This is a genomic window from Acidovorax sp. ST3 (assembly GCF_003231145.1).
In the GTDB taxonomy this organism is placed as follows: Bacteria; Pseudomonadota; Gammaproteobacteria; order Burkholderiales; family Burkholderiaceae_C; genus Acidovorax.
The window spans coordinates 81,876-102,552 of the sequence record NZ_QKVP01000002.1 but is presented as its reverse complement, the minus strand read 5'-3'; the positions used below and the strand labels follow the sequence as shown (position 1 = coordinate 102,552).

The 20,677-nt window shown below is 66.6% G+C and carries 14 protein-coding genes; 5 read left to right on the top strand and 9 right to left on the bottom strand.

From position 1 onward, the window contains the following. The first annotated feature begins 18 nt into the window (after positions 1-18). Both DNK89_RS05390 and DNK89_RS05385 read left to right on the top strand, forming a co-directional pair. A complete protein-coding gene (locus DNK89_RS05390; RefSeq protein WP_110959266.1) occupies positions 19-3,252 on the top strand; it encodes an efflux RND transporter permease subunit in 3,234 nt (1,077 codons plus the stop codon). Positions 3,253-3,352: 100 nt separating this feature from the next. Beyond that, positions 3,353-4,849, top strand: coding sequence for an efflux transporter outer membrane subunit (locus tag DNK89_RS05385; protein ID WP_110959265.1), 1,497 nt, complete (start codon positions 3,353-3,355; stop codon positions 4,847-4,849). Positions 4,850-5,742: 893 nt separating this feature from the next. On the opposite strand, the gene DNK89_RS05380 is transcribed toward DNK89_RS05385, so the two are convergent. Then, positions 5,743-6,915, bottom strand: a complete 1,173-nt coding sequence (locus DNK89_RS05380) for a pyridoxal phosphate-dependent aminotransferase (RefSeq protein WP_110959264.1) — start codon at positions 6,913-6,915, stop codon at positions 5,743-5,745. Positions 6,916-7,003: 88 nt separating this feature from the next. Here DNK89_RS05380 and DNK89_RS05375 point away from each other — a divergent pair, with 88 nt between their 5' ends. Both DNK89_RS05375 and DNK89_RS05370 read left to right on the top strand, forming a co-directional pair. Continuing rightward, positions 7,004-8,440 carry an NAD-dependent succinate-semialdehyde dehydrogenase gene (locus tag DNK89_RS05375; protein WP_110959263.1) on the top strand — a complete coding sequence of 479 codons (1,437 nt, stop codon included), beginning with the start codon at positions 7,004-7,006 and terminating at the stop codon, positions 8,438-8,440. 186 nt (positions 8,441-8,626) lie between these two features. Further along, a complete protein-coding gene (locus DNK89_RS05370) occupies positions 8,627-9,400 on the top strand; it encodes a hypothetical protein (protein ID WP_110959262.1) in 774 nt (257 codons plus the stop codon). 25 nt (positions 9,401-9,425) lie between these two features. Here DNK89_RS05370 and DNK89_RS05365 read toward each other — a convergent pair whose 3' ends face one another. The 6 genes from DNK89_RS05365 to DNK89_RS05340 form a co-directional block, all read right to left on the bottom strand. Beyond that, positions 9,426-10,148: a formylglycine-generating enzyme family protein gene (locus tag DNK89_RS05365; protein ID WP_015013362.1), complete on the bottom strand. Its 723-nt coding sequence runs from the start codon at positions 10,146-10,148 to the stop codon at positions 9,426-9,428. 287 nt (positions 10,149-10,435) lie between these two features. After that, positions 10,436-11,404 carry a porin gene (locus tag DNK89_RS05360; protein ID WP_015013363.1) on the bottom strand — a complete coding sequence of 323 codons (969 nt, stop codon included), beginning with the start codon at positions 11,402-11,404 and terminating at the stop codon, positions 10,436-10,438. A 455-nt stretch (positions 11,405-11,859) separates the two neighbouring features. After that, entirely contained in the window at positions 11,860-14,049 is a 2,190-nt protein-coding gene (locus tag DNK89_RS05355) for a TonB-dependent siderophore receptor (RefSeq protein WP_110959261.1), read from the bottom strand. An 87-nt stretch (positions 14,050-14,136) separates the two neighbouring features. Beyond that, the gene (locus tag DNK89_RS05350; protein ID WP_110959260.1) at positions 14,137-14,892 is read right to left on the bottom strand and encodes a TonB-dependent receptor; all 756 of its coding nucleotides are present in this window, start codon (positions 14,890-14,892) and stop codon (positions 14,137-14,139) included. Between the two features lie 256 nt (positions 14,893-15,148). Next, positions 15,149-15,373 carry a hypothetical protein gene (locus DNK89_RS05345; RefSeq protein ID WP_110959259.1) on the bottom strand — a complete coding sequence of 75 codons (225 nt, stop codon included), beginning with the start codon at positions 15,371-15,373 and terminating at the stop codon, positions 15,149-15,151. After that, positions 15,370-16,572 (bottom strand): PepSY domain-containing protein, encoded by a 1,203-nt coding sequence (locus DNK89_RS05340; RefSeq protein ID WP_110959258.1) that lies wholly within the window; start codon positions 16,570-16,572, stop codon positions 15,370-15,372. The genes DNK89_RS05345 and DNK89_RS05340 overlap by 4 nt, the downstream gene beginning before the upstream one ends. Positions 16,573-17,005: 433 nt before the next feature. Here DNK89_RS05340 and DNK89_RS05335 point away from each other — a divergent pair, with 433 nt between their 5' ends. Then, positions 17,006-17,809, top strand: coding sequence for a hypothetical protein (locus DNK89_RS05335; RefSeq protein ID WP_153064242.1), 804 nt, complete (start codon positions 17,006-17,008; stop codon positions 17,807-17,809). 168 nt (positions 17,810-17,977) lie between these two features. Here the strand turns inward: DNK89_RS05335 and DNK89_RS05330 are convergent, their stop codons facing one another. Continuing rightward, the gene (locus DNK89_RS05330) at positions 17,978-20,164 is read right to left on the bottom strand and encodes a TonB-dependent siderophore receptor (protein WP_110959256.1); all 2,187 of its coding nucleotides are present in this window, start codon (positions 20,162-20,164) and stop codon (positions 17,978-17,980) included. Between the two features lie 176 nt (positions 20,165-20,340). After that, positions 20,341-20,673: a DUF3325 domain-containing protein gene (locus tag DNK89_RS05325; protein WP_110959255.1), complete on the bottom strand. Its 333-nt coding sequence runs from the start codon at positions 20,671-20,673 to the stop codon at positions 20,341-20,343. Positions 20,674-20,677 lie beyond the last annotated feature (4 nt).

Below are 20,677 nucleotides of genomic sequence, written 5' to 3'. Positions count from 1 at the left end.
CGCAAGGAATTTGCATCCATGAATCTGTCCCGCTTTTTCATCGACCGCCCCATCTTCGCCGGGGTGCTGTCGGTGCTCATCTTCCTCGGGGGGCTCATCGCATTGCGCGGTCTGCCCATCTCCGAATACCCTGAAGTCGCACCGCCCTCCGTGGTGGTGCGCGCCCATTACCCGGGCGCCAACCCCAAGGTGATCGCCGAGACCGTGGCCACGCCGCTGGAGGAATCCATCAACGGTGTGGAAGGCATGCTCTACATGGGCAGCCAGGCCACCACCGACGGCGTGATGACGCTCACGGTGACCTTTGCCCTGGGCACCGACCCTGACAAGGCCCAGCAGCTGGTGCAGAACCGCGTCTCGCAGGCCGAGCCGCGCCTGCCCGAGGAAGTGCGCCGCCTTGGCGTCACCACCGTCAAGAGCGCGCCGGACCTGACCATGGTGGTCCACCTGGTCTCGCCCAACAACCGCTACGACATCGACTACCTGCGCAACTACGCCGTGCTCAACGTGAAGGATCGCCTCGCGCGCATCCAGGGCGTGGGCCAGGTGCAGATCTTCGGCGGCGGCGACTACTCCATGCGTGTGTGGCTCGACCCGCAAAAGGTCGCGCAGCGCGGCCTCTCGGCCAGCGATGTGGTCACGGCCATCCGTGGCCAGAACGTGCAGGCCGCCGCCGGCGTGGTGGGCGCATCGCCCGGCCTTCCCGGCGTGGACCTGCAGCTGTCCATCAACGCCCAGGGCCGCCTGCAGACCGAAGAAGAGTTCGGCGACATCATCGTCAAGACCGGTGCCGATGGCGCCGTGACGCGCCTGCGCGACATCGCCCGCCTGGAGCTGGGCGCGGCCGACTACTCGCTGCGCTCGCTGCTCAACAACGACCCTGCCGTGGGCATGGGCGTGTTCCAGGCGCCGGGCTCTAACGCGCTGGACATCTCGTCCAACGTGCGCAAGACCATGGACGAGATCCAGAAGAACATGCCCGAAGGCGTGGAGTACCGCATTGCGTACGACCCCACACAGTTCGTGCGTGCCTCGATCCAGTCGGTCATCCACACGCTGCTCGAAGCCATCGCCCTCGTGGTGCTGGTGGTGATTTTGTTCCTGCAGACCTGGCGCGCCTCCATCATCCCGCTGCTGGCCGTGCCGGTGTCGGTCGTGGGTACGTTTGCCGTGCTGCACCTGCTGGGCTTTTCGATCAATGCGCTTTCGCTCTTCGGCCTGGTGCTGGCCATCGGCATCGTGGTGGACGACGCCATCGTGGTGGTGGAGAACGTGGAGCGCAACATCGAGGCGGGCCTGACCCCGCGCGAGGCCACCTACCGCGCCATGCGTGAAGTGTCCGGCCCCATCATCGCCATTGCGCTGGTGCTGGTGGCGGTGTTCGTGCCACTGGCCTTCATCAGCGGGCTCACGGGCCAGTTCTACCGCCAGTTCGCGGTGACTATCGCGATCTCCACCGTGATCTCGGCCATCAACTCGCTGACCCTGTCGCCCGCGCTGAGCGCGCTGCTGCTCAAGGGCCACGACGAGCCCAAGGACGCGCTCACGCGCGGCATGGACAAGGTGTTTGGTGGCTTGTTCCGTGGCTTCAACCGCCTGTTCCATCGTGGCTCCGAGGCGTACAGCGGCGGCGTCAAGCGCGTCATCGGCCGCAAGGCGTTGATGTTCGTGATCTACCTCGCGCTGGTGGGTGCCACCATGGGCCTGTTCAAGATCGTGCCCGGCGGCTTTGTGCCCGCGCAGGACAAGCAGTACCTGATCGGCTTTGCGCAGCTGCCGGATGGCGCCACGCTGGACCGCACCGAGAACGTGATCCGCCGCATGGGCGAGATCATGAAGGAGAACCCGAACGTCGAGGATGCGATTGCCTTCCCCGGCCTGTCGATCAACGGCTTCACCAACAGCTCCAACTCTGGCATCGTGTTCGCCACGCTCAAGCCTTTTGCCGAGCGCACCCGCGCTGACCAGAGCGGCGGCGCCGTGGCGGGCCAGCTGAACCAGGCGTTCGGCAGCATCCAGGACGCGTTCATCGCCATGTTCCCGCCACCCCCAGTGGCGGGCCTGGGCACCACGGGCGGCTTCAAGCTGCAGATCGAAGACCGCGCATCGCTGGGCTACGAAGCCATGGACAATGCGGTGAAGGCCTTCATGGGCAAGGCCTACCAGACGCCCGAGCTGGCGGGCCTGTTCACCAGCTGGCAGGTCAACGTGCCGCAGCTGTACGCCAACATCGACCGCACCAAGGCGCGCCAGCTGGGCGTGCCCGTGACGGACATCTTCGACACGCTGCAGATCTACCTGGGCAGCCTCTACGCCAACGACTTCAACCAGTTTGGCCGTACCTACAGCGTGCGTGTGCAGGCCGATGCCGCCTACCGTGCGCGGGCCGAGGACGTGGGCCTGCTGAAGGTGCGCTCTGCCACCGGCGAGATGGTGCCGCTGTCGGCGCTGATGAAGATGGAGCCGAGCTTCGGCCCTGAGCGCGCCATGCGCTACAACGGCTACCTGGCGGCGGACGTGAATGGCGGCCCCGCGCCCGGCTATTCATCGGGCCAGGCGCAGGCAGCCATCGAGCGCATCGCCAAGGAGACGCTGCCCCAGGGCATCACGTTTGAATGGACCGAGCTGACCTACCAGGAGATCCTGGCCGGTAACTCCGCCGTGCTGGTGTTCCCGCTGGCCATCCTGCTGGTGTTCCTGGTGCTGGCCGCGCAGTACGAAAGCCTGACGCTGCCCATCGCCATCATCCTGATCGTGCCCATGGGCATCCTGGCGGCCATGACCGGCGTGTGGCTGAGCAACGGCGACAACAACGTGTTCACGCAGATCGGGCTCATCGTGCTGGTGGGGCTGTCGGCCAAGAACGCGATCCTGATCGTGGAGTTTGCGCGCGAGCTGGAGTTTGCCGGGCGCACCCCCGTGCAGGCCGCCATCGAGGCCAGCCGCCTGCGGCTGCGCCCCATCCTGATGACCTCGCTGGCCTTCGTGATGGGCGTGCTGCCCCTGGTGCTGTCCACCGGCGCGGGCGCTGAGATGCGCAGCGCCATGGGCGTGGCGGTGTTCGCCGGGATGATCGGGGTGACGGCCTTCGGCCTGTTCCTCACGCCCGTGTTCTATGTGCTGCTGCGCAAGCTGGCGGGTAATCGCCCGCTGGTGGAGCATGGCGCGCATGTGGCGCCTATCTCGCAGGCGCCCCACGGTGGTGGCATGGGTCAGCCGGTGCTGGCTGCGCCCCGCAAGGAGCACGAATGATGCCCACGACCACAACGACCTTTGTGGCCCTGAATGCTCGCTCCACGATGTCTACGCTGCCGGGTGCAGCGGGTGCATTGGCTGGGGCAGGAGAACAACCATGACCGATTTGTTATTGAAGAAAAACTCCACCGATGGAGCCCTCGCAGTGCGCAAGCGCAGCCTGCTGGCGCCCCTGGCCGCCGCCCTGGTGCTGGCCGGTTGCATGACCCAGCCCGTGGCCCCCGCGCCGCATGCGGGCGTGCCTGTGCCCGCCAGCTTCACGGCGGGGGGCGATGCACTGCCCACCGCCCCCTGGACGGTGGCCGCCCCCGCCGAGGCGCAGCCGCGCGGCGAGTGGTGGTTGGGCTTTCAAGACCCGGTGCTGGCCGATCTGGTGCAGCGCGCGGGCACGGCCAACACCAGCATCCAGCAGGCCGCAGCGCGGCTGGCCGAGGCGCGCACGCTGCTGCGCTCTGCCGACGCCGCGCGCTCGGTGCAAGTGGGCGCATCGGCCGGTGTAACGCGCCAGGCGGGCGCTGCCACCACCGGCAGCGCAGCACCCGCCACGCTGGGTACGGCGGGGCTCAATGCCTCGTACGAGCTGGACCTGTTCGGCCGCCTCTCGCAAACCAGCGACGCCGCGCGGCTGGACGCCGACGCGCGCGAAGCCCTGCTGCAAAGCACGCGCCTCATGGTGCAGGCTGACGTGGCGCAAACCTATCTGCAGCTGCGCGCCGTGCAAGCCGAGCAGGTGCTGGTGCAAGAGAGCCTGGCCGCGTACCAGGACACGCTGCGCCTCACGCAGCGCCGCCTGCAGGCAGGCGACGTGGCCGAGCTGGACGTGGCCCGTGTGCAAGCCGAGGTGGCCGCTACCGAGTCCGATGCCCTGGCCCTGCAGCGCCAGCAGGCCTTGCTGACCAACGCGCTGGCCGTGCTGGCGGGCGAGGTGGCCAGCGGCTTTGTGCTGCCGCCCGCCACGGGCGATGCCGCGTTACCGGTGATTCCCCCCGGCGTGCCCGGCACGGTGCTGGCGCGCCGACCCGATGTGTCGGCTGCACAAACTGCCGTGCTGGCCGCGCAAGCCCGCGTGGGCGTGGCGCAGAAGGCGTGGTTCCCGGCGGTCACGCTCACCGGCAATGCGGGGCATGCGTCGCCCGAGCTGGGCGATCTGTTCAAGTGGTCCGCCCGTGCCTGGGGCGTGAGCGCGCTGCTGTCGCTGCCGATCTTTGACGGCGGCCAGCGCGATGCGCAGATCGAGGGCGCCAAGGCCCGCCTGGAGGCCGCGCTGGCGGACCACCGGGGGCAGGTGCTGAACGCGTTTCGTGACGTGGAGGATCAGCTGACCTCGCTGCGCCTGCTGTCCGGCCAGGCCGAGGCGCAGGGGCGGGCGGTGACGGCCGCGCGGCGGGCCACGCAGTTGTCGGATGTGCGGTATCGCAATGGGCTGGTGAGCCAGTTGGAGTTGCTGGACGCGCGGCGCAGCGAGTTGCGCAATCGGCGGCAGGAGCTGCAGGTGCGGACGGCGCAGTATGTGGCGACGGTGGGGTTGATTCGGGCGCTTGGGGGAGGGTGGGGGGATCAGCCTGCGGTGAAGATGGCTGTTGTGTCGCAGTAGTTTTTGGATGATTTTGGCTGCTGGTGCTCATCTATAAAACGCTAGCAGCTATCGTTTTTATAGTCCCTTGTTCTAGCGAATCCGTTCTGTCTGAGCTTCTCGAAGCTTTGGCGTGCTAGTTCCACACGCATGCTTGTGTCGAGGGCGGAGGCCGGGAGTCGCCCCGGCGGGCGAGGTACTTTTCTTTGCTTCGCCAAAGAAAAGTACCCAAAAGAAAGGCGACCCCCAGTCTGCGACCCCTTCGCGTGGCGAAGGGGCAAACCTGCGTCGTGTCGGTTGCGGGGTGCGCCGTGGAACTCGCTTTGCGCTGCGCGCGCCGCTCGGACAGCCACGGCGAGTCAGAGTACGAAGCATGGGCGCTTCGACGCCCATGCTCACCCCGCAACCGCCCCGCCGCAGGCGCAGCCAGCAGGGGTGGGGCAGCCGAACAGCCAACATCTATTCGGGCCATTGCTGCGCTCGGCTTGGCCCGCGCAGCGCGTGGCGCTTGCGCCCGCGAGGATTGGCCGAGCGAAGCAAAGGCCTGTGTGGCTGTTCTGCCCCCCTTGCCCCTCTGGATGCGCCGAGGAGCGCAGAGTTTGGCGGATCAGGGCTCGCGATTGTCTGAGCGAAGTGAAACGGAGCGAGTTCGAGCGAGACCCCGCCAAACCCGAGCACCGCAGGTTGCCCCGGAGCGGAGCGCAGGGGACGCAGACAGTGGGGTCGCCCTTTCTTTGGTTCCTTTCTTTCGGCGACGCGAAAGAAAGGGACTCGCATGCCGGGCGACTCCCGGCCTCCGCCCTCAATCCAGGCATGCGGCCAGCTCAGCGCCCCCAAGAAAACACTACAAAATCAATAGCTACCAGCGATTATCCCACTGGCGCTTGCGGCCAAAAAAGCTCAAAAACCTCAGCTCACCCCTTCAACCACCCCCTCAACCTCCCCACCCCTTCTTCCAGCCTCCCCACATCCCGACTCGCAAAACACCACCGCAACCACCCCGACGCCTCCCCCCCAAACGCACTGCCCGGCGCCAACCCCAACCCCGCCTCCCGCACCAGCCGCTTGGCCAGCGTCAGACAGTCGTCATGCCCGTCGATGCGGAAAAACGCATACATCCCCCCACGCGGCGTAGCTACCGACACCCCCGGCACATCGGCCAGCAGCGGCACCAGCGTGTCCCGGCAGTTGCGCAGATGGTTCACCAGCGCAGGTGTCACCTCATCCGTGCGCTGCAGCGCCACCGTCGCCCCGCGCTGCACAAACACCGGCGCGCACGAGGTGTTGAACTCGATCAGCTTGCCGACCGCATGCGTCAGCGACGGCGGCAGCACCAGCCAGCCCAGGCGCCAGCCGGTCATCAGAAAACTCTTGGAAAAGCTGTGTGTCACGATCAGCCGGTCCTCGGGCTCGGCCACGTCCAGAAAGCTGGGTGCCGCGCCATTGGCCGTGTCGCCCGCGTAATACAGGCGCTCGTACACCTCGTCCGCCAGAATCCACGTGCCCGTGCGGCGGCAGTGCGCCAGGATGGTGGCTTGTTCCTCGCGCGTCAGCGTCCAGCCTGTGGGGTTGTTGGGCGCGTTGACGACCAAGAGGCGCGTGCCGGGCGTGATGGCACCGAGCAGCGCATCCATGTCCAGCCGCCACGCGCCGTGCGCGTCGGCCACCAGGGGCATGGTGCGCACCTGTGCGCCCAGAATGCGCGGCTGCGCCACCAGGTTGGGCCACACGGGCGTCACCAGCACCACCTCGTCACCCGCGTCCACCAGCGCCTGCACGGCCACCATCAGGCCGTTCACGCCGCCCGATGTGACTGCGATGCGGTCAAACCACGCATCGGTGTGCTGCTGCGGGTGCAGGCCGTGCATGTAGCCCGCAATGGCGTGGCGCAGCTCGGGTAGGCCCAGGTTGTGGGCGTAAAAGGTTTCGCCCTTTTGCAGCGACGCAATGGCCGCGTCGCGGATGAAATCGGGCGTCACCTCGTCGCTCTCGCCAAACCAGAACTTCAGCACGTCGCTGCGCCCCAGGCCTTCGTTGGCCACTTCGCGGATGCGCGACTCTTCGAGGCTTTGGACTACTTCTCGCATGCAATCTCCTTGAAATACACAGCCATCATCGCAGGCGTATAGTCGTTTTTTTGATTTTTTCACCACATTGGCTGACCAACCAACGCTCATGACCTATCCCAACACTCAGCTCTTCATCGCAGGCCAGTGGCAAGACGCCGCCGAAGGCAAGACCCTTGCCGTGTTCAACCCCGCCACGGGCAAAGAAATCGGCCGTGTGGCCCATGCCACCAAGGTGGACCTGGACCGCGCGCTGGACGCCGCACAAAAGGGCTTTGAAGTCTGGCGCGACATGCCTGCTGCCGAGCGCGCCAAGACCATGCGCCGCGCCGCTGCACTGATGCGCGAGCGCGCCGAGGCCATCGCCGCCATCATGGTGCAAGAGCAGGGCAAGCCCCTGGCCGAAGCCAAGGTCGAGACCATGGCGTCCGCCGACATCATCGAATGGTTTGCCGACGAGTCGCTGCGTGTGTACGGCCGCATCGTGCCGTCGCGCAACCTCAAGGCCACGCAGATGGTGCTGAAGGACCCGGTGGGCCCCGTGGCTGCGTTCACGCCGTGGAACTTCCCCATCAACCAGGTGGTGCGCAAACTGGCCGCCGCGCTGGGCGCCGGCTGCTCCATCCTGGTCAAGGCACCCGAAGAAACCCCCGCCAGCCCCGCCGAGCTGATCCGCGCGTTTGCCGATGCCGGCGTGCCCGCAGGCACCGTGGGCCTGGTCTATGGCGACCCGGCGGAAATCTCCAACTACCTGATTCCGCACCCCATCATCCGCAAGGTCACGTTCACGGGTTCCACGCCCGTGGGCAAGCAGCTGGCCGCGCTGGCGGGCAAGCACATGAAGCGCGTGACGATGGAACTGGGCGGCCACGCACCGGTCATCGTCGCGGAAGACGCCGACCTGGAGCTGGCCATCAAGATCGGCAGCGGCGCCAAGTTCCGCAATGCGGGCCAGGTCTGCATCTCGCCCACGCGCTACCTGGTGCACGAAAGCATCCGCGCCGACTTTGCCGCCGCGTTCGCCAAATATGCCCAGGGCCTGAAGGTCGGCGACGGCCTCACGGCTGGCACGCAGATGGGCCCGCTGGCCAATCCGCGCCGCATCACCGCCATGGCCGACTTGCTGGCCGATGCGGTGCAGCAGGGCGCCAAGGTGCTGACCGGCGGCGAGCGCATCGGCAACGAAGGCAACTTCTTCCAGCCCACCGTGCTGAACGACGTGCCCCTGTCGGCCCGCATCGTGAACGAAGAGCCCTTTGGCCCCGTGGCCGCGATTCGCGGGTTTGAGAAGATTGAAGACGCCATAGCCGAAGCCAACCGCCTGCCGTTTGGCCTGGCGGGTTATGCGTTCACCTCGTCGCTGAAGAACGCGCACCTGCTGGCCCAGCGCCTGGAAGTGGGCATGCTCTGGATCAACCAGGCCGCCGCCCCTGCGGCCGAGCTGCCCTTTGGCGGCCTGAAGGATTCGGGCTATGGCTCCGAGGGTGGCCCCGAGGCCATCGAGGCGCACCTGAACACGCGCCTGGTGTCGATCATGAACGTATGAGGGTGACCATCGCGCTTTTGAGCAGGTTCTGAGCGCGTTGATCACAGGCCCCCGGTGCCATGGGCATCGGGGGCCTTTTTGCTTTTGGAAGATTGCACGGGGCGGCACAATGGCGGGGCGTTGAAGACCTGCGGCCACCAAAGGTGGCAGCTACCCACCGTCCCCCATTTCAGGAGTGCCCTGCCCATGCTGCCCCGGCCATGCCTAGCCCTCATCGTTGCGCTGGCCTGCGTGCCCCTTGCCTGGGCGGGCGAGGAGAAGGAGAGCTCCAGCCAGCGTCCCGGGCTGTTCTTTGCCTGGCTGTCGCCTGACGATGGCCCGGTGTGGGCACACTTTGAGAACCCAGCGCACCTGCAGCAACTGGTGCGGCACTGCAATGCCGGTACGCCGGTATTTGCGATGCAATCAGGCACCCGATTCCAGTGCAAGGCAGAACTGCCGCCGAAGTCTGCCGGGCAGGAAGAACCCTACGCCGCAGCCCTGACCGTGCAGGGGCCCAGGCCCCGGACAGACAACCCGCAGTACCGGCTCTTCGCCCTCACGCCGCCGCGCACGCCCCAGTGGCTGGTTGCCAAACCCGACGCCGAGCAGCTTGGCGCACTGCAGTCGTTCGTGCAGTCGGACGACCGCCGGTTTGGCGCGCTGCGCCGCCAGCTCCAATGGGGTGCTGCACGCACGATTCAGCAGCCCCAGGGCGCACGCACCACCGTGGTGGTGCCTGGCAGGGTGGTGCGCGACCCGGACGCTTTTTACGGAGCCCAGCGGCACCATGTTTTTGTGCGTGGCAGTAGCGGCTATGCCTACATGGGCGAGGTGCCCGGCAAGCCCGACAGCTACGTGGACATCGACGGCAACGACCTGCCGGGCCTTGTGGTGTCTGAGGGGTGTGACGGCTGGTGCGTATCGCTGTGGGGCCTTACGGGCGGGTTGCGGCAGGTAGCGAGGTTCGGCGGGCACTGAGTTCGCACCCGCACAGTACGGGTTCTCAGCGCTGTTTCACCGGGTCGTACACGCAGCGAAAGCCGATGTACACCGCATAGAAGTCCGCAGGCTTCCAGGCCTCGACATCCGCGCGCATTTGCGAGGCGGGATACCACCAGGATCCGCCCATCGTGCGCCGCTCGTCGCCACGCGCATCGGCCGCCCATTCCCACACATTGGCGCCCATGTCGTGCAGGCCGTTCACTCCGGCCACAGTGGCGTTGACGGGCGCGGCGCGGGGCCAGGGGTCGGGGTCGCTGGTGTTGGCGCCCTGCGGGCTGTGGCCCGTGGTCCAGGGGTAGGTGGTGCCACGCACCCAGGGCGTGGGTGGTTGGCTGCGCAGCTCGGTAAAGCCGGCGGTGCGCCACTCGGCGGCGGTGGGCAGGCGGCCGCCGGCCCATTGGCAGTACGCCTGGGCCTCGGTGTGGGTGAGGTGCACGGCGGGCAACTGGTCGGTGTCGGGCGGTGAGCCGTCGGGGCGCTGCCAGGTCCAGCCCGCGCGGCGCTGCCAGCCGCCCACGTATTCAAAACCGCCGCCTTCGCGCTCGGCACGGGTGGTGGTGCCGGTGGCCCGCGCGTAGCGCGCAAACTGGGCGATGGTGACTTCGGTCTTGTCGATGCGCAGGCCGTGCAGGTCGTCCAGCACCACGGGCGCTGGGGTCTGGGCAGATGCGGCCAGGGCCCAGAACGCCAGGGTGGCGATGACTGCGTGGCGCGGTGTTGGCATGGTCCTGTGCTCCCCGTTTCACAGCCAGGCAGCCATTGCCGGGCCTGTGTGGCGCAGAGTATCGGCCGCTGCAAAAGCCTGTGGGCGGGGCTGGGTTTGCAGTGGCTGAACGGCCCTGTGGGGGGCGCCGGGTTGGGTGGTCGGCGCCGCGTCCGCCCAAGGGCTGTGTGCCTTTTCCAACCGGTAGCAGGCATAAAAAACCCCGCACTCCCAAAAAAAAGGAGTGCGGGGTAATTGGCTGTGTGTCTGCCCTCCCACCAGTCAGGGCAGCAGCGTGTGGGGCGCTATCAGAAGTTGTGGCGCACGCCCACGGCGAAGGAGCTGAAGTCGTTACCCGGAGCCGACACGCCGTAGGTGGCAGCCTGGCTGTTGTTGATGCGGGTGTAGTACGTGTAGATCTTGGTGCGCTTGCTCAGGTTGTAGTTGTAGCCCAGTGTGTACTGGGTGGCGGCGCTGTTGGACACGTTGGAGTAGTTGCCAGCACGGCCCACGTTCACGTGGAACTCGGACACACCCATGATGTAGGCGGCCGACAGGCGCAGGTTGGTGCGGTTGCCGCCGTTGGCGATGAACACGTTCTTGTCGCGTTGCACGTAGGCGCCCATCACGAAAGGACCGGTGGAGTACGAAGCGCGCACTGCGAACTGGTTCTGGTCGCCCAGCTTGGAGTAACCAGCGCCCAGGCCCAGCTTGCCGATTTCGTAGTTGGCAGCCAGGTCCAGGCTGTTCTTGCCGCCGGTGCCGCTGGGCTGCTCGTGCTGGGCCCAGCCGGCTTCGAACGTTGCGCCGCCCAGGCTGGGGGTGCGGTAAGCGATCTTGTTCACGTCACGGGCGGGGTAGGCGTACAGGGCGTCAGCCGACGAGCCGGTGTCGTGGTTGTGGTTGCTGATGAAGTCGGCCGTGGCGTAGTACGACTCGGACGTGAAGTTGCCCAGGCGCACCATGCCGAACCCGCCGGACAGGTTCACTTCGCTCTGGCGGGCAAAAATGCCGCGCGAGTCGGAAGCGCCGGAGCTGGAGTCAAAGCCGCTTTCCAGCTGGAAGCCAGCCATCAGGCCGCCGCCCAGGTCTTCCTGGCCCTTGAAGCCGAAGCGGGAGGAGTTGTTGAACAGACCGGTCTTGGAGACATCGCCGTCTTTTTGGTGTTCGAAGGTCGTGTTGACCCGGCCGTACAGGGTGACGCTGCTCTGTGCAAAGGCAGCAGACGTACCCACCAGGGCCAGCGCGGCGAGGGCGCAGCGGTTCAATGTTTTCATTCGCGAGGTTCCTTAAATCAAATTTTGTTTGACGACAAATAATCACCGGCCAAAAACGCACAGGGGTGATGCCTTCGGGCCGCCGCAACAAGCAAGTTTGATGCCTGTGGTGATGTGATCGTTGCACTTTGCAACGGAGGGGGATGCTACTGGCCGCCGTGATTGGCCGCCAGCGGGGTAAACACCTTTTTGTCATCCAAATGTCGTTGCGGCGCAACATGGTTCTGGTAAGGCGTGCCAGAACCCAACTTCGGGTGGAGCCCGGCGCCCCTTTGAGTCCCTTGGAGCCCCTTGGAAGGTCGCGAATGTGGTGCAAGCCCCGCGCGGGCTGGCACCGGTGTGGCACTGCGTACAGGCCACTGCCGCCGTGCGGGCCCTGCACGGCAGCGTGTGGCGTGGCGGCGATCCCTTGACTATCCCTTGTGGGATCGCCAACCGGCGCCTAGAACCGGGACCTAGAACCGGTACGTCGAGGTCAGCGTGTAGGTGCGCGCCTGTCCGTAAAAGCAGTCGCCGCGTGCCAGGCATTGGGTGATGTGCACCTTGTCAGTCAGGTTCACCACGTTGAAGGCCACGCGCCAGTCGCCCGCGTCGTAGGCCACCATGGCATCGGCCAGGGTGGCCGCCGGGGTGGTGATGGCGCTGGTGCCCGTCCACTGTGAGCCGGTGTAGCGCACGCCCGCGCCCACCACCCAGCCGCCACGCCCCTGCGCTGCAAAGCGGTGGCTCAGCCAGGCCGATGCGGTGTGCCGGGGCACGCCGGCCACGGCCTGGCCCTGGTCGCCCGCGTTGCTGCGGCTGATCTGGGCGTCGGTGAAGGCGTAGGCCAGGGTGAAGTCCCACTGGCGCGCCAGGCTGGCCTGCACTTCGGCCTCGAAGCCGTTGACCTTCACTTCGCCGATCTGCAGGCTGTTGAGCGGGTTGCTGGGGTCGGTGGTCTTGCGGTTCTTTTCGCGCAGGGTGTACATAGCGGCAAACGCGCTGATGCCCTGGCCCGGCGGCTGCCACTTCACACCCGCCTCCCACTGTTCACCGCGCTGGGGCTTGTAAGGGGTGCCGTATGCGTCAAGCCCGCCCAGAGGCTGGAACGATTCGGAATAGCCCACATACGGTGCCCAGCCGCCGTCCATCTGGTACGTCACGCCCGCGCGTTTGGTCCAGGCCTTGTCGTCCACGGCAGCGGCGGGGCGGCCCTCGGTATCGGTCTGGGCGCTGTCATGGCGCAGGCCCAGCGTGGCCGTCCAGCGGCCCCATTGGATCTGGTCTTGCGCGTAGAAGCCCAGCTGCTTTTGCACCACGCTGGGCTGGCGCACCAGCTGTGCCGCCGTGGGCGGCGTGAAGTTGCCGTACACCGGGTTGTACACGTCGATGGACGACGCCACTGCGCGCCAGGCCTGCTGGCCGGTGTGGTTGCGCTGCACGTCCAGGCCGGCCAGCAGTGTGTGTGCGGTGCTGCCCGCCTGCAGCTTGCCTTCGAGCTGCGTGTCGATGAGCAGCATGCGGCCGGTGTTGAGGTTCCACACCGCGTCGCGTACCAGCGTGCGGTTGTCGCTGTTGAACACCGGGCGCGCAGGGCGGCCCGTGGCGGCGTTGGCGGTGAAGCTGGTGTAGATGGTGCGATAGTCCACCTCACTCACGGTGCGCCGCAGGTTCTGGCGCACCGTCCAGTCGCTGTTCAGGCGGTGACTGAACAGGTAGCCCCACGAATTGTTGCGGGTGTCGTACGCGTCCCAGCCCGGCTCGCTGATGAAGGTGTTGCGCGGAATCTGGCCGTACTGGCTGGGCAGCTGCGTGCCTTGCCACGGGAAGAATCCGATGAGCGAGCCGCTTTGGTCCTTCTGGTGCAGCGCCTGCAGCGTGAGCGACGTGTCTGCATTGGGCTTCCAGGTGAGCGATGGCGCAAACACCACGCGGTTGTCGTCCACATGGTCCACCTGCGTGCCGCTGTCGCGGCCCACGGCTACCAGGCGATAGAGCCACTGGCCGTCCTGGTCGAGCGCGCCCGTCAGGTCGGCCGCGATCTGCTTGCGTAAGTTGTTGCCCAGTTGCACCTGCACCTCGCGCAGGGTGTCGGCCTGCGGGCGCTTGCTGGTGAGGTTGAGCACGCCGCCCACGCTGCCCTGGCCGTACAGCACGGAGGTGGGGCCGCGCAGAAACTCCACGCGCTCCAGCGTGTAGGGGTCTGGCCGGCTGGTGTTATAGGTGCCATAGGTGCGCAGCAGGCCGTCCTGGTATTGCGAGACATCGCCACTGCGTGCCTTGAAGCTGTCCACGCGGCTGTCAAAGTAGTTGGACACCGCGCCTGCGGTGTACGCCGTCACCTGCCGCAGCGTCTGCACGCCCTGCGCCTCCATCTGGTCGCGGGTGACCACGCTGATGGCTTGCGGGGTTTCGATCAGTGGCGTGTCGGTCTTGGTGGCGCTGAGCGCACGCTGGGCCACAAAGCCGGTGACAGGGGCCGTCGGGTTCTCTTGCTCCGCGCCCGAAGACACGGTGACCGGGGCGAGTGTGGCCTCGGCAGTGGGCGACGGGACGGTGGTGGTCTGCGCGTGGGCAGCGGCACTGCACAGCACCAACAAGGCGGCCTGTGCGACGGCGGTGCGCGGCGTACGGCATGCGCGCGAACGGGATGGAAAAGGAGGCATGGTTTGCTATAAGTTCAATAGCTGCTTGGGCATGTTCGACTAGCGCAAGCGGCCGGTTTTGCTTGAATTGCTTGAAATGGGCGCTGATCAGCGACCAGCGGGTGCGGGTGTGGCCGCTGGCGGCAACGACGGCGAGGGCATGCCCTCGGCCAGCACGAAGCTCAGCGTCGTCACGTAGCTGGCTTCGCCGTACGGCACGCCGTGCGCCTCGCCCGGCGTCTTGTCGCTGTGCTTTACCTCGGCCACGTACTGGCCCTTCCAGGGGGTGACAAACGTCACCGTGCCGTCTTCACCCGCCTCGGCCTCGCGCGCCCAGCCCGAGGGTGCAGCCAACTGCACCTTGGCCTTGGGCAAGGGGGCGCCCTGGTAGACCACCTTCAGCTCACCGGGCTTACCGGTGGGCACCAGGTCCAGCGCTGCGGTGGGGGTCACGGGCTTGGCCAGGCTGGCCACCCAGCGGGCGGCGGGCTGCCAGTACATCGCGGGCAGGTTGCGCTTGCTGCGGTCGATCACGGGGTAGGTAGGCGTTGCAAACAGCGTGTCTGGGGTGCCGGTGGTGGCGTAGACGAAGGCATCCTTGCCCAGTTGGCCGTCCACGCGCTGCGCCGGGGCGCCGGTGCGTTGTTGTTCCAGCAGGGGCACGCCCTTGAACTGGTCGAGCCGGCCAGGCGATGTCTCGCGCAGGTTGTCGTTGAACTCGCCAAAGTGCAGGCGCGCTTGGCCCCCGGCGTTCTCCAGCCACACCTGGTGGGCGTGGGCAGGGGCCAGGGCAGATACGCCGGCAATGGCCAGCACGGCAGCCAGCCAAGGGCGTGGGGAGGTGGGAACGCAAGACATGGACATGGATATTTCCTCTCTTTGGTTTGGGATTCCGGAGCGCTGCTCCAAACGCAGCGCGCAGCCCGCTGCACCACCGCAAGGGTGGGTGCAGTGAAGCTCACTTTTTGATAGCTGCCTGCGCTTGATGGATGAGCGCTGGGTGGCTTTTTGATCTGAACGTTGCAGCGCCCGGCTCACACCGGGCGACAGCGCAGACGGGGGCCATGAGCACCGCTTCAGCGGCCGTCATGAGGGCGTCATGTCGGCCGCCAGTAACCGCTTACCGCTCCACGCCTGAGCGCGGGCTCTGCGCTGGGGGCGTCGGCCTTGGTGCGCGCGGCCGGCCGTACCAGCCCATCACCGCGACGGGGATGCCCAGCCCCACCCACGACCACCAGTCGCCCCAGGTGTCGGACACCAGTGCGGTGATCAAGCCGGTGGTGGTGAGCACACCCATCACGATGGGCCCGCCCCACAGGGTCCAGAAAGGGCGGCGCTTTTTCATGCGGTGCCCTCGGTGGTGCGCGCGGCGCCCGATGCGGGCAAAGCGCTGCCTGCAAAACCGCCCGTGGCGCTGCCTGCGGTGGGTGTTGCGGGGCTTGCGGCCTGCACGCCCTTGCGCAGCCACAGATACAGCCCGCTGCCCAGCACCACGATGGTGGCAATGTCGAGCAGCGCCCACAGGATCTTCATCGGCATGCCGCCGTAGTCGCCAAAGTGCAGCGGCTGCGACACCAGCAGCGCGGTCAGGTACCACGGCAGCTGGGGCGACGCGGTGACCTGCGCGGTGCGCGCATCCACCAGCACCGGCTGGAGCAGCCTGGAGGTGAGCGGCTCATTGCCGCGCAGGAAGAACGTGTTGTGGTGCGGGCTGGAAAACGCCGTGCCCGGGAACGCAATGAACGACAGCTTGGTGCCTGGCGCCTGGGCCTGCGCTGCCTCCAGCGCCTGCTGCAGCGGCCCGCGCTCGGCCACGGGCACGATGGGCTGGCCCTCATACGGCTTGAGCAGCACAGAGAGCTGGTCGTGCTGCCAGTACTTGATGAGCAGGTCGGCCCACGTATTGATCATGCCCGTGCCGCCCACGACAAACGCCCACACCAGGGTGACGATGCCCAGCAGGTTGTGCAGGTCGAGCCACTTCACCCGCGTGGACCGATCGCGCCGCACCTCGCCAAACGCCAGCTTGCGCATGAACGGCGCATACAACACTACCCCGGTGACGATGGCCACCAGCAGCAGCAAGCCCATGAAGCCCAGAAACAGCTTGCCCGGCAGCCCTGCGAACAGGTCCACGTGCAGCTTGAACATCACGTACATGAAGCCCTCGTCAAACCGGGGCTGCGCCAGCACCTGCGCCGTGCGCGCGTCCACCGCCACCGAGCGGAAGTCATCGGTGGGCGCCGGGGTGGGCGTGAGCGTGACGAACCACACGTTGTCATCGTCCTCGGCGTGTGATGCGAACTGCACCACCCGGTCCGGGTGCAGCGCTTTTGCCGTGGCCAGCACCTGGTCGAGGCTGGCGCGCGGCGTGTTGGCGGGCATGGCGGGCGCCTCGACCTCGGTGCCGAGTAGGTGGCCAATTTCGTGGTGAAAGATCAGCGGCAGGCCTGTGATGCACAGCAGCAGCATGAAGACGGTGCACACCAGGCTGGACCACTTGTGGGTCCAGCTCCAGCGGCGCAGGGCGGTGGGGCTCAGCATGGCGTGGGGGCGGTGTGGCAAGGGCCGTCGGGCAGTCGCACCACCGCCAGCGCCGCCCCAGGCACAGGGCGCGCTGTCGCAACAGAAAGGGCGAACAAGTGATTCATCAAGCCAGACGACCCGGAAACATCGGAAGACGGTGGGTGCTGGCTGCAGCCGGGAGGCCTGTGAAAAGGGCTCCCGGCAAGGGCTATGGCTGGCGGAAACCCAATTTTACATTGCAAATGGGAATTGTTTGTATTCGTGATGGTGTGTGGGGGTAAGGATGTTGCGAAATCGCTGCGGCCTGCTCCCGATCGGACACTGTGAAGGAGGGAAGCATTGCGCACGCGGGGGGTGGGGCGCAGGGCGGGGTGGGCGCCTGCAGGCTATAGTGCCGTCGCCCCAGCGTGCTGGTTTTGCAGACATTCACACCCGCGTTTGCGACCCTTGCATGGGCTTCATTCCCCCGGCTGCGAGCCGCTTTCAGGAGAGTTCCGTGTCCACGATATTCGGCGCCGTTCAGCCCGTTGCGCACGCATCTGCGAGAGGCGTGGGGGCTTTGTACCGGACGGCCTTGCCATGGCTCGCTGTGGTGGCCATTTTGTGCACAGGCAACGTGCGCGCCACAGACGAAAGCACCTCTGCGGGGCAAAAGGCACGGCTTGCAATACCCCCCGAGTTTCGGCATCCCGATTTTGTCTGGACCACTGCAGAAGGCGACTTGAACGGCGATGGCATCCCCGACCTGGCCCTGTTGCTGACAAAGCACAAAGGAGAAGGCCAGCGAGAGGAGCGGTTGCTTGTCCTGACCGGGAGGGCGGATGGCAGCTATCAGGTGCTCTCAACGTCCGGCGAGTTCTGCCACCCCAGCAAGTTCTACAACCTGGACATCAAGAACCATTCATTGTTCGTTCAAGCGGTCTACTACGCAGACGCCGCCCGGTTCTCGGGCTTCACGCTGCAGTTCCGCTACAACGCCAAGATCAAAGACCTGGAACACATCGGCGAGCAGCAGGACGACGAAGACTATTCCAGCAATGCCTCCCACCGCGTGAGCCTCAACTACCTTACCAACGCCACCATTGATTCGCGGCGTGCTGGCAAGAAGTACAAGGAGGCCCGAGGCCGGATCGTTGGTGGTCCGGGTGTGCTTCCTTTGAATGGGTTCGTCTGCGAAGGCTATGGCATGACGGGGTCATCGGTCTACCTGGATGAAAGCTTCAAGGTGCACAAGATGGGCGTGACACCTCCGTGATGCCCAGCGGGTTCGCCGCAAGAGCCCGCAGTGGGGGTTGATGACAGCCACGCCCTGTTCCAGCACGCGGTTGCGGCCGATGGAGCACCGGTTTTGGGCATCCGGCGGAAGAGGCCACATTCCTTTGAAACTGGGGCCCTTGGCTCACTTCCGCCGTTCACTTGGGCCTCAGAACCGCGTCCGCAACGTCACCTGCACCGCACGCGGCGAGCCGGGCAGGATCAGGTTGTCGTTGCTCCCGTGGGCCGACACGTAGTACTTGCGGTTGGCCAGGTTCTTGATGTTCACATCCACATCCCACTGGCCCAGCAAGTACTGCAGGGCGGCGTCCACCGTGGTGTAGCCGGGCAGGGTGACCAGGTTGGTCAGCGAGGTGAAGCGCGCGCCCACGTGGTTCACGCCGCCGCCCACGCGCAGGCCGTGGCCCAGGTCCTTCATGGCCCAGAGGAAGGCGGAGTTGCGAGGCGTGAGCGCGGGCACCTTGCCCTGGGCCGCGATGGCAGCGGTGGGTAACTGGGTGGAGGTGGTGGTGGCCAGTGATTTCGTCATGCGGCCGTCCAGCCAGGCGTAGCCTGCGCTCACGTCCCAGCGGCCGGGCAGGCGGCCGTTGGCGGTCAGTTCCAGCCCGTTGGTGCGCTGGGTGCCCACGTTGATCTGGCGCGAGGGGTTGGTCGGGTCGGTGTTCTTGATGTTGGTGCGCTCCAGGTTGAAGAGCGCGCCGGTCACGTTCATGCGGCCATCGAGCAGGTCGAGCTTAACGCCGATTTCCTTGTTCTCGGTGATCTCGGGCTCGGCGCCGGTGGTGTTGGCGGCGAGCGCAAAGGTCTCGGCCGAGGGCTGGAACGACTTGCTGTACGACACGTAGTACGACACGGTATCGCTGGGCTGCCACACCAGGCCCGCGCGGGGGCTGAACTTCTTGTCGGTGCGCGACAGTGTGCTCAGCTTGCGGTCGAACGTGGTTTCTTGCCCGAACACGTCGTAGCGTGCGCCCACCAGCGCCTTCCATTGGGGCGCGAGCGTGATCTGGTTTTGCCAGTACAGCGCGGCGGTGTCCTGCGTAGTGTGGCTGGGGATGGCGCTGTCGGCGTTGTAGCTGGCGGCCGGGATGGCCGGGGCGGGGCGGTTGCCGGGGTTGAGAATGGGCACGCGGTCCGCGCCGCCCGAGACGGACTCGGCGCGCTTCTTCTGCTGGCCCAGTTCCACGCCCATCAGCCACTCTTGCTTGAAGCCGCCGAGCTGGTTGCGCCAAGTCACATCCGTCTGGTTGAAGAAGCCTTTTTCGTCGCGCAGGATGAACGAGCGCGTGCGGCCCACGGTCATGTCCACGGGGTTGGTGGTGCCGCCGGGCAGGGTGTTGTAGCGGTCCAGCGTGTAGTCGTACAGGCGCGTGACGTTGCGCACCGACCAGTCGTCGTTGAAACGGTGGTTGAGTGTGGCCGCGAACGACTGCATGGTGCTGGTGGTGGTGTCGTCCTGCGCCGCGTTGCTGGAGCCGTAGTAGGTGCTGGCGGGCACATTGACTGGGCGACCATTCAGCGCGGGGATACCGAAGTCCGTGAGGCGCTTGTCGCGTGCGTTGGTGTACTGCAGCAGCAGGTCGGTCTGCGCGGCGAGCTTGAGCGCGAGCGAGGGCGCGAAGTTGTGGCGCTTGACGAATTGCTGATCGCGGTAGCTGCCGGAGTCTTCTACGGCGGCATTGATGCGTAAGGCTGCGGTGTCGCTGATGCCCACGTTCACGTCGGCCGTGGCGCGGCGGTAGTCGAAATTGCCCAGGCCCAGCGATGCCTCGCCGGTGGTCTCGCCAAACTTGGGTTTCTGGGTCACGCGGTTGATGAGCCCACCCGATGACCCGCGTCCGTACAGCACCGCGGCCGGGCCCTTGAGCACTTCCACGCGCTCGATGTCGGCCAGGTCGCGGAAGTACAGCGCGTCGTCGCGCACGCCGTCCACAAACTGGTCGGCAATGGCGGTGAAGCCGCGTATCACCACCTGGTCGCGTTGGCCGTCGCCATGGCTCATGGCCACGCCGGGCACGTTGCGCAGCGCGTCTTCCATCGAGCGCGCGCCCTGGTCGCGCAGGAGCTGTTCGGGCACCACGTTCACGGCCTGGGGCACGTCACGCAGCGGCGCGCTGCCCTTGGTGGCCGATGTGCTGGCGGCGGGCGAATAGCCGTCATCGTCGCTGGTGGATTGCACGGTGACCTCGCCCAGTGTCTGGGTGGGGGCGGCTGGCGCTGGGGTTTGCGCCAGCGCGGTGCCGCAGAAGGCGGCCAGCATCGCTGCAACCAGCGGGTGCAGGGCCTGGGGGTGGCGGAAGGAACGGTGGAGTGAGCGGTGTTGAGATGCGTGCATGGGTTGTCCTTGGTGTGTGCGCAACGCGGTGGAAAACGGCTCCGCAGGCACCGGGCCTGGCGCGGGCCTTTGGGGCCGTCGCTGGGAGGGGTGCGGAGAGCGGGAGAAAAGGAAGCTGAGCAGGGCGGTGGATCAGAAGGAGCGACGAGCCCGCAGGGCCGCTGCATCCCTCGCCTTTACCCCCCCCAGGCCCAGGCGCCGAGGCCGGCCACCAGGGCCGTCCCTGCCAGCAGCGGTGTGCGCCGGGGCTGCCAGGTCACGGCGGCCGTCACGGCCACAGCGGCCACTGACAGGGCCACCGTCCATGCGGTCACGCCCAGCGAGGCAGGCACACCATCGGCGGGGTGTGCGGCCAGCCACAGCGACAGCAACAGCAGCAGCCATCCGGTCCTGCGCAGCTGTTGCAGACGGCGGGCCGCACCTTCGCGGCCTGTAGCGTCTTCGTGGTGGCGGTCCATGCCCAGCGCAATGGCCGACCAGGCCGCAAAACACAGCAGAAAAGCGGACATGGTG

Bases quoted from the DNA above. Each gene is read 5' to 3' on its own strand.
- DNK89_RS05390 (WP_110959266.1), top strand. From the start codon at position 19: ATGAATCTGTCCCGCTTTTTCATCGACCGCCCCATCTTCGCCGGGGTG.
- DNK89_RS05385 (WP_110959265.1), top strand. From the start codon at position 3,353: ATGACCGATTTGTTATTGAAGAAAAACTCCACCGATGGAGCCCTCGCA.
- DNK89_RS05380 (WP_110959264.1), bottom strand. From the start codon at position 6,915: ATGCGAGAAGTAGTCCAAAGCCTCGAAGAGTCGCGCATCCGCGAAGTG.
- DNK89_RS05375 (WP_110959263.1), top strand. From the start codon at position 7,004: ATGACCTATCCCAACACTCAGCTCTTCATCGCAGGCCAGTGGCAAGAC.
- DNK89_RS05370 (WP_110959262.1), top strand. From the start codon at position 8,627: ATGCTGCCCCGGCCATGCCTAGCCCTCATCGTTGCGCTGGCCTGCGTG.
- DNK89_RS05365 (WP_015013362.1), bottom strand. From the start codon at position 10,148: ATGCCAACACCGCGCCACGCAGTCATCGCCACCCTGGCGTTCTGGGCC.
- DNK89_RS05360 (WP_015013363.1), bottom strand. From the start codon at position 11,404: ATGAAAACATTGAACCGCTGCGCCCTCGCCGCGCTGGCCCTGGTGGGT.
- DNK89_RS05355 (WP_110959261.1), bottom strand. From the start codon at position 14,049: ATGCCTCCTTTTCCATCCCGTTCGCGCGCATGCCGTACGCCGCGCACC.
- DNK89_RS05350 (WP_110959260.1), bottom strand. From the start codon at position 14,892: ATGTCCATGTCTTGCGTTCCCACCTCCCCACGCCCTTGGCTGGCTGCC.
- DNK89_RS05345 (WP_110959259.1), bottom strand. From the start codon at position 15,373: ATGAAAAAGCGCCGCCCTTTCTGGACCCTGTGGGGCGGGCCCATCGTG.
- DNK89_RS05340 (WP_110959258.1), bottom strand. From the start codon at position 16,572: ATGCTGAGCCCCACCGCCCTGCGCCGCTGGAGCTGGACCCACAAGTGG.
- DNK89_RS05335 (WP_153064242.1), top strand. From the start codon at position 17,006: ATGGGCTTCATTCCCCCGGCTGCGAGCCGCTTTCAGGAGAGTTCCGTG.
- DNK89_RS05330 (WP_110959256.1), bottom strand. From the start codon at position 20,164: ATGCACGCATCTCAACACCGCTCACTCCACCGTTCCTTCCGCCACCCC.
- DNK89_RS05325 (WP_110959255.1), bottom strand. From the start codon at position 20,673: ATGTCCGCTTTTCTGCTGTGTTTTGCGGCCTGGTCGGCCATTGCGCTG.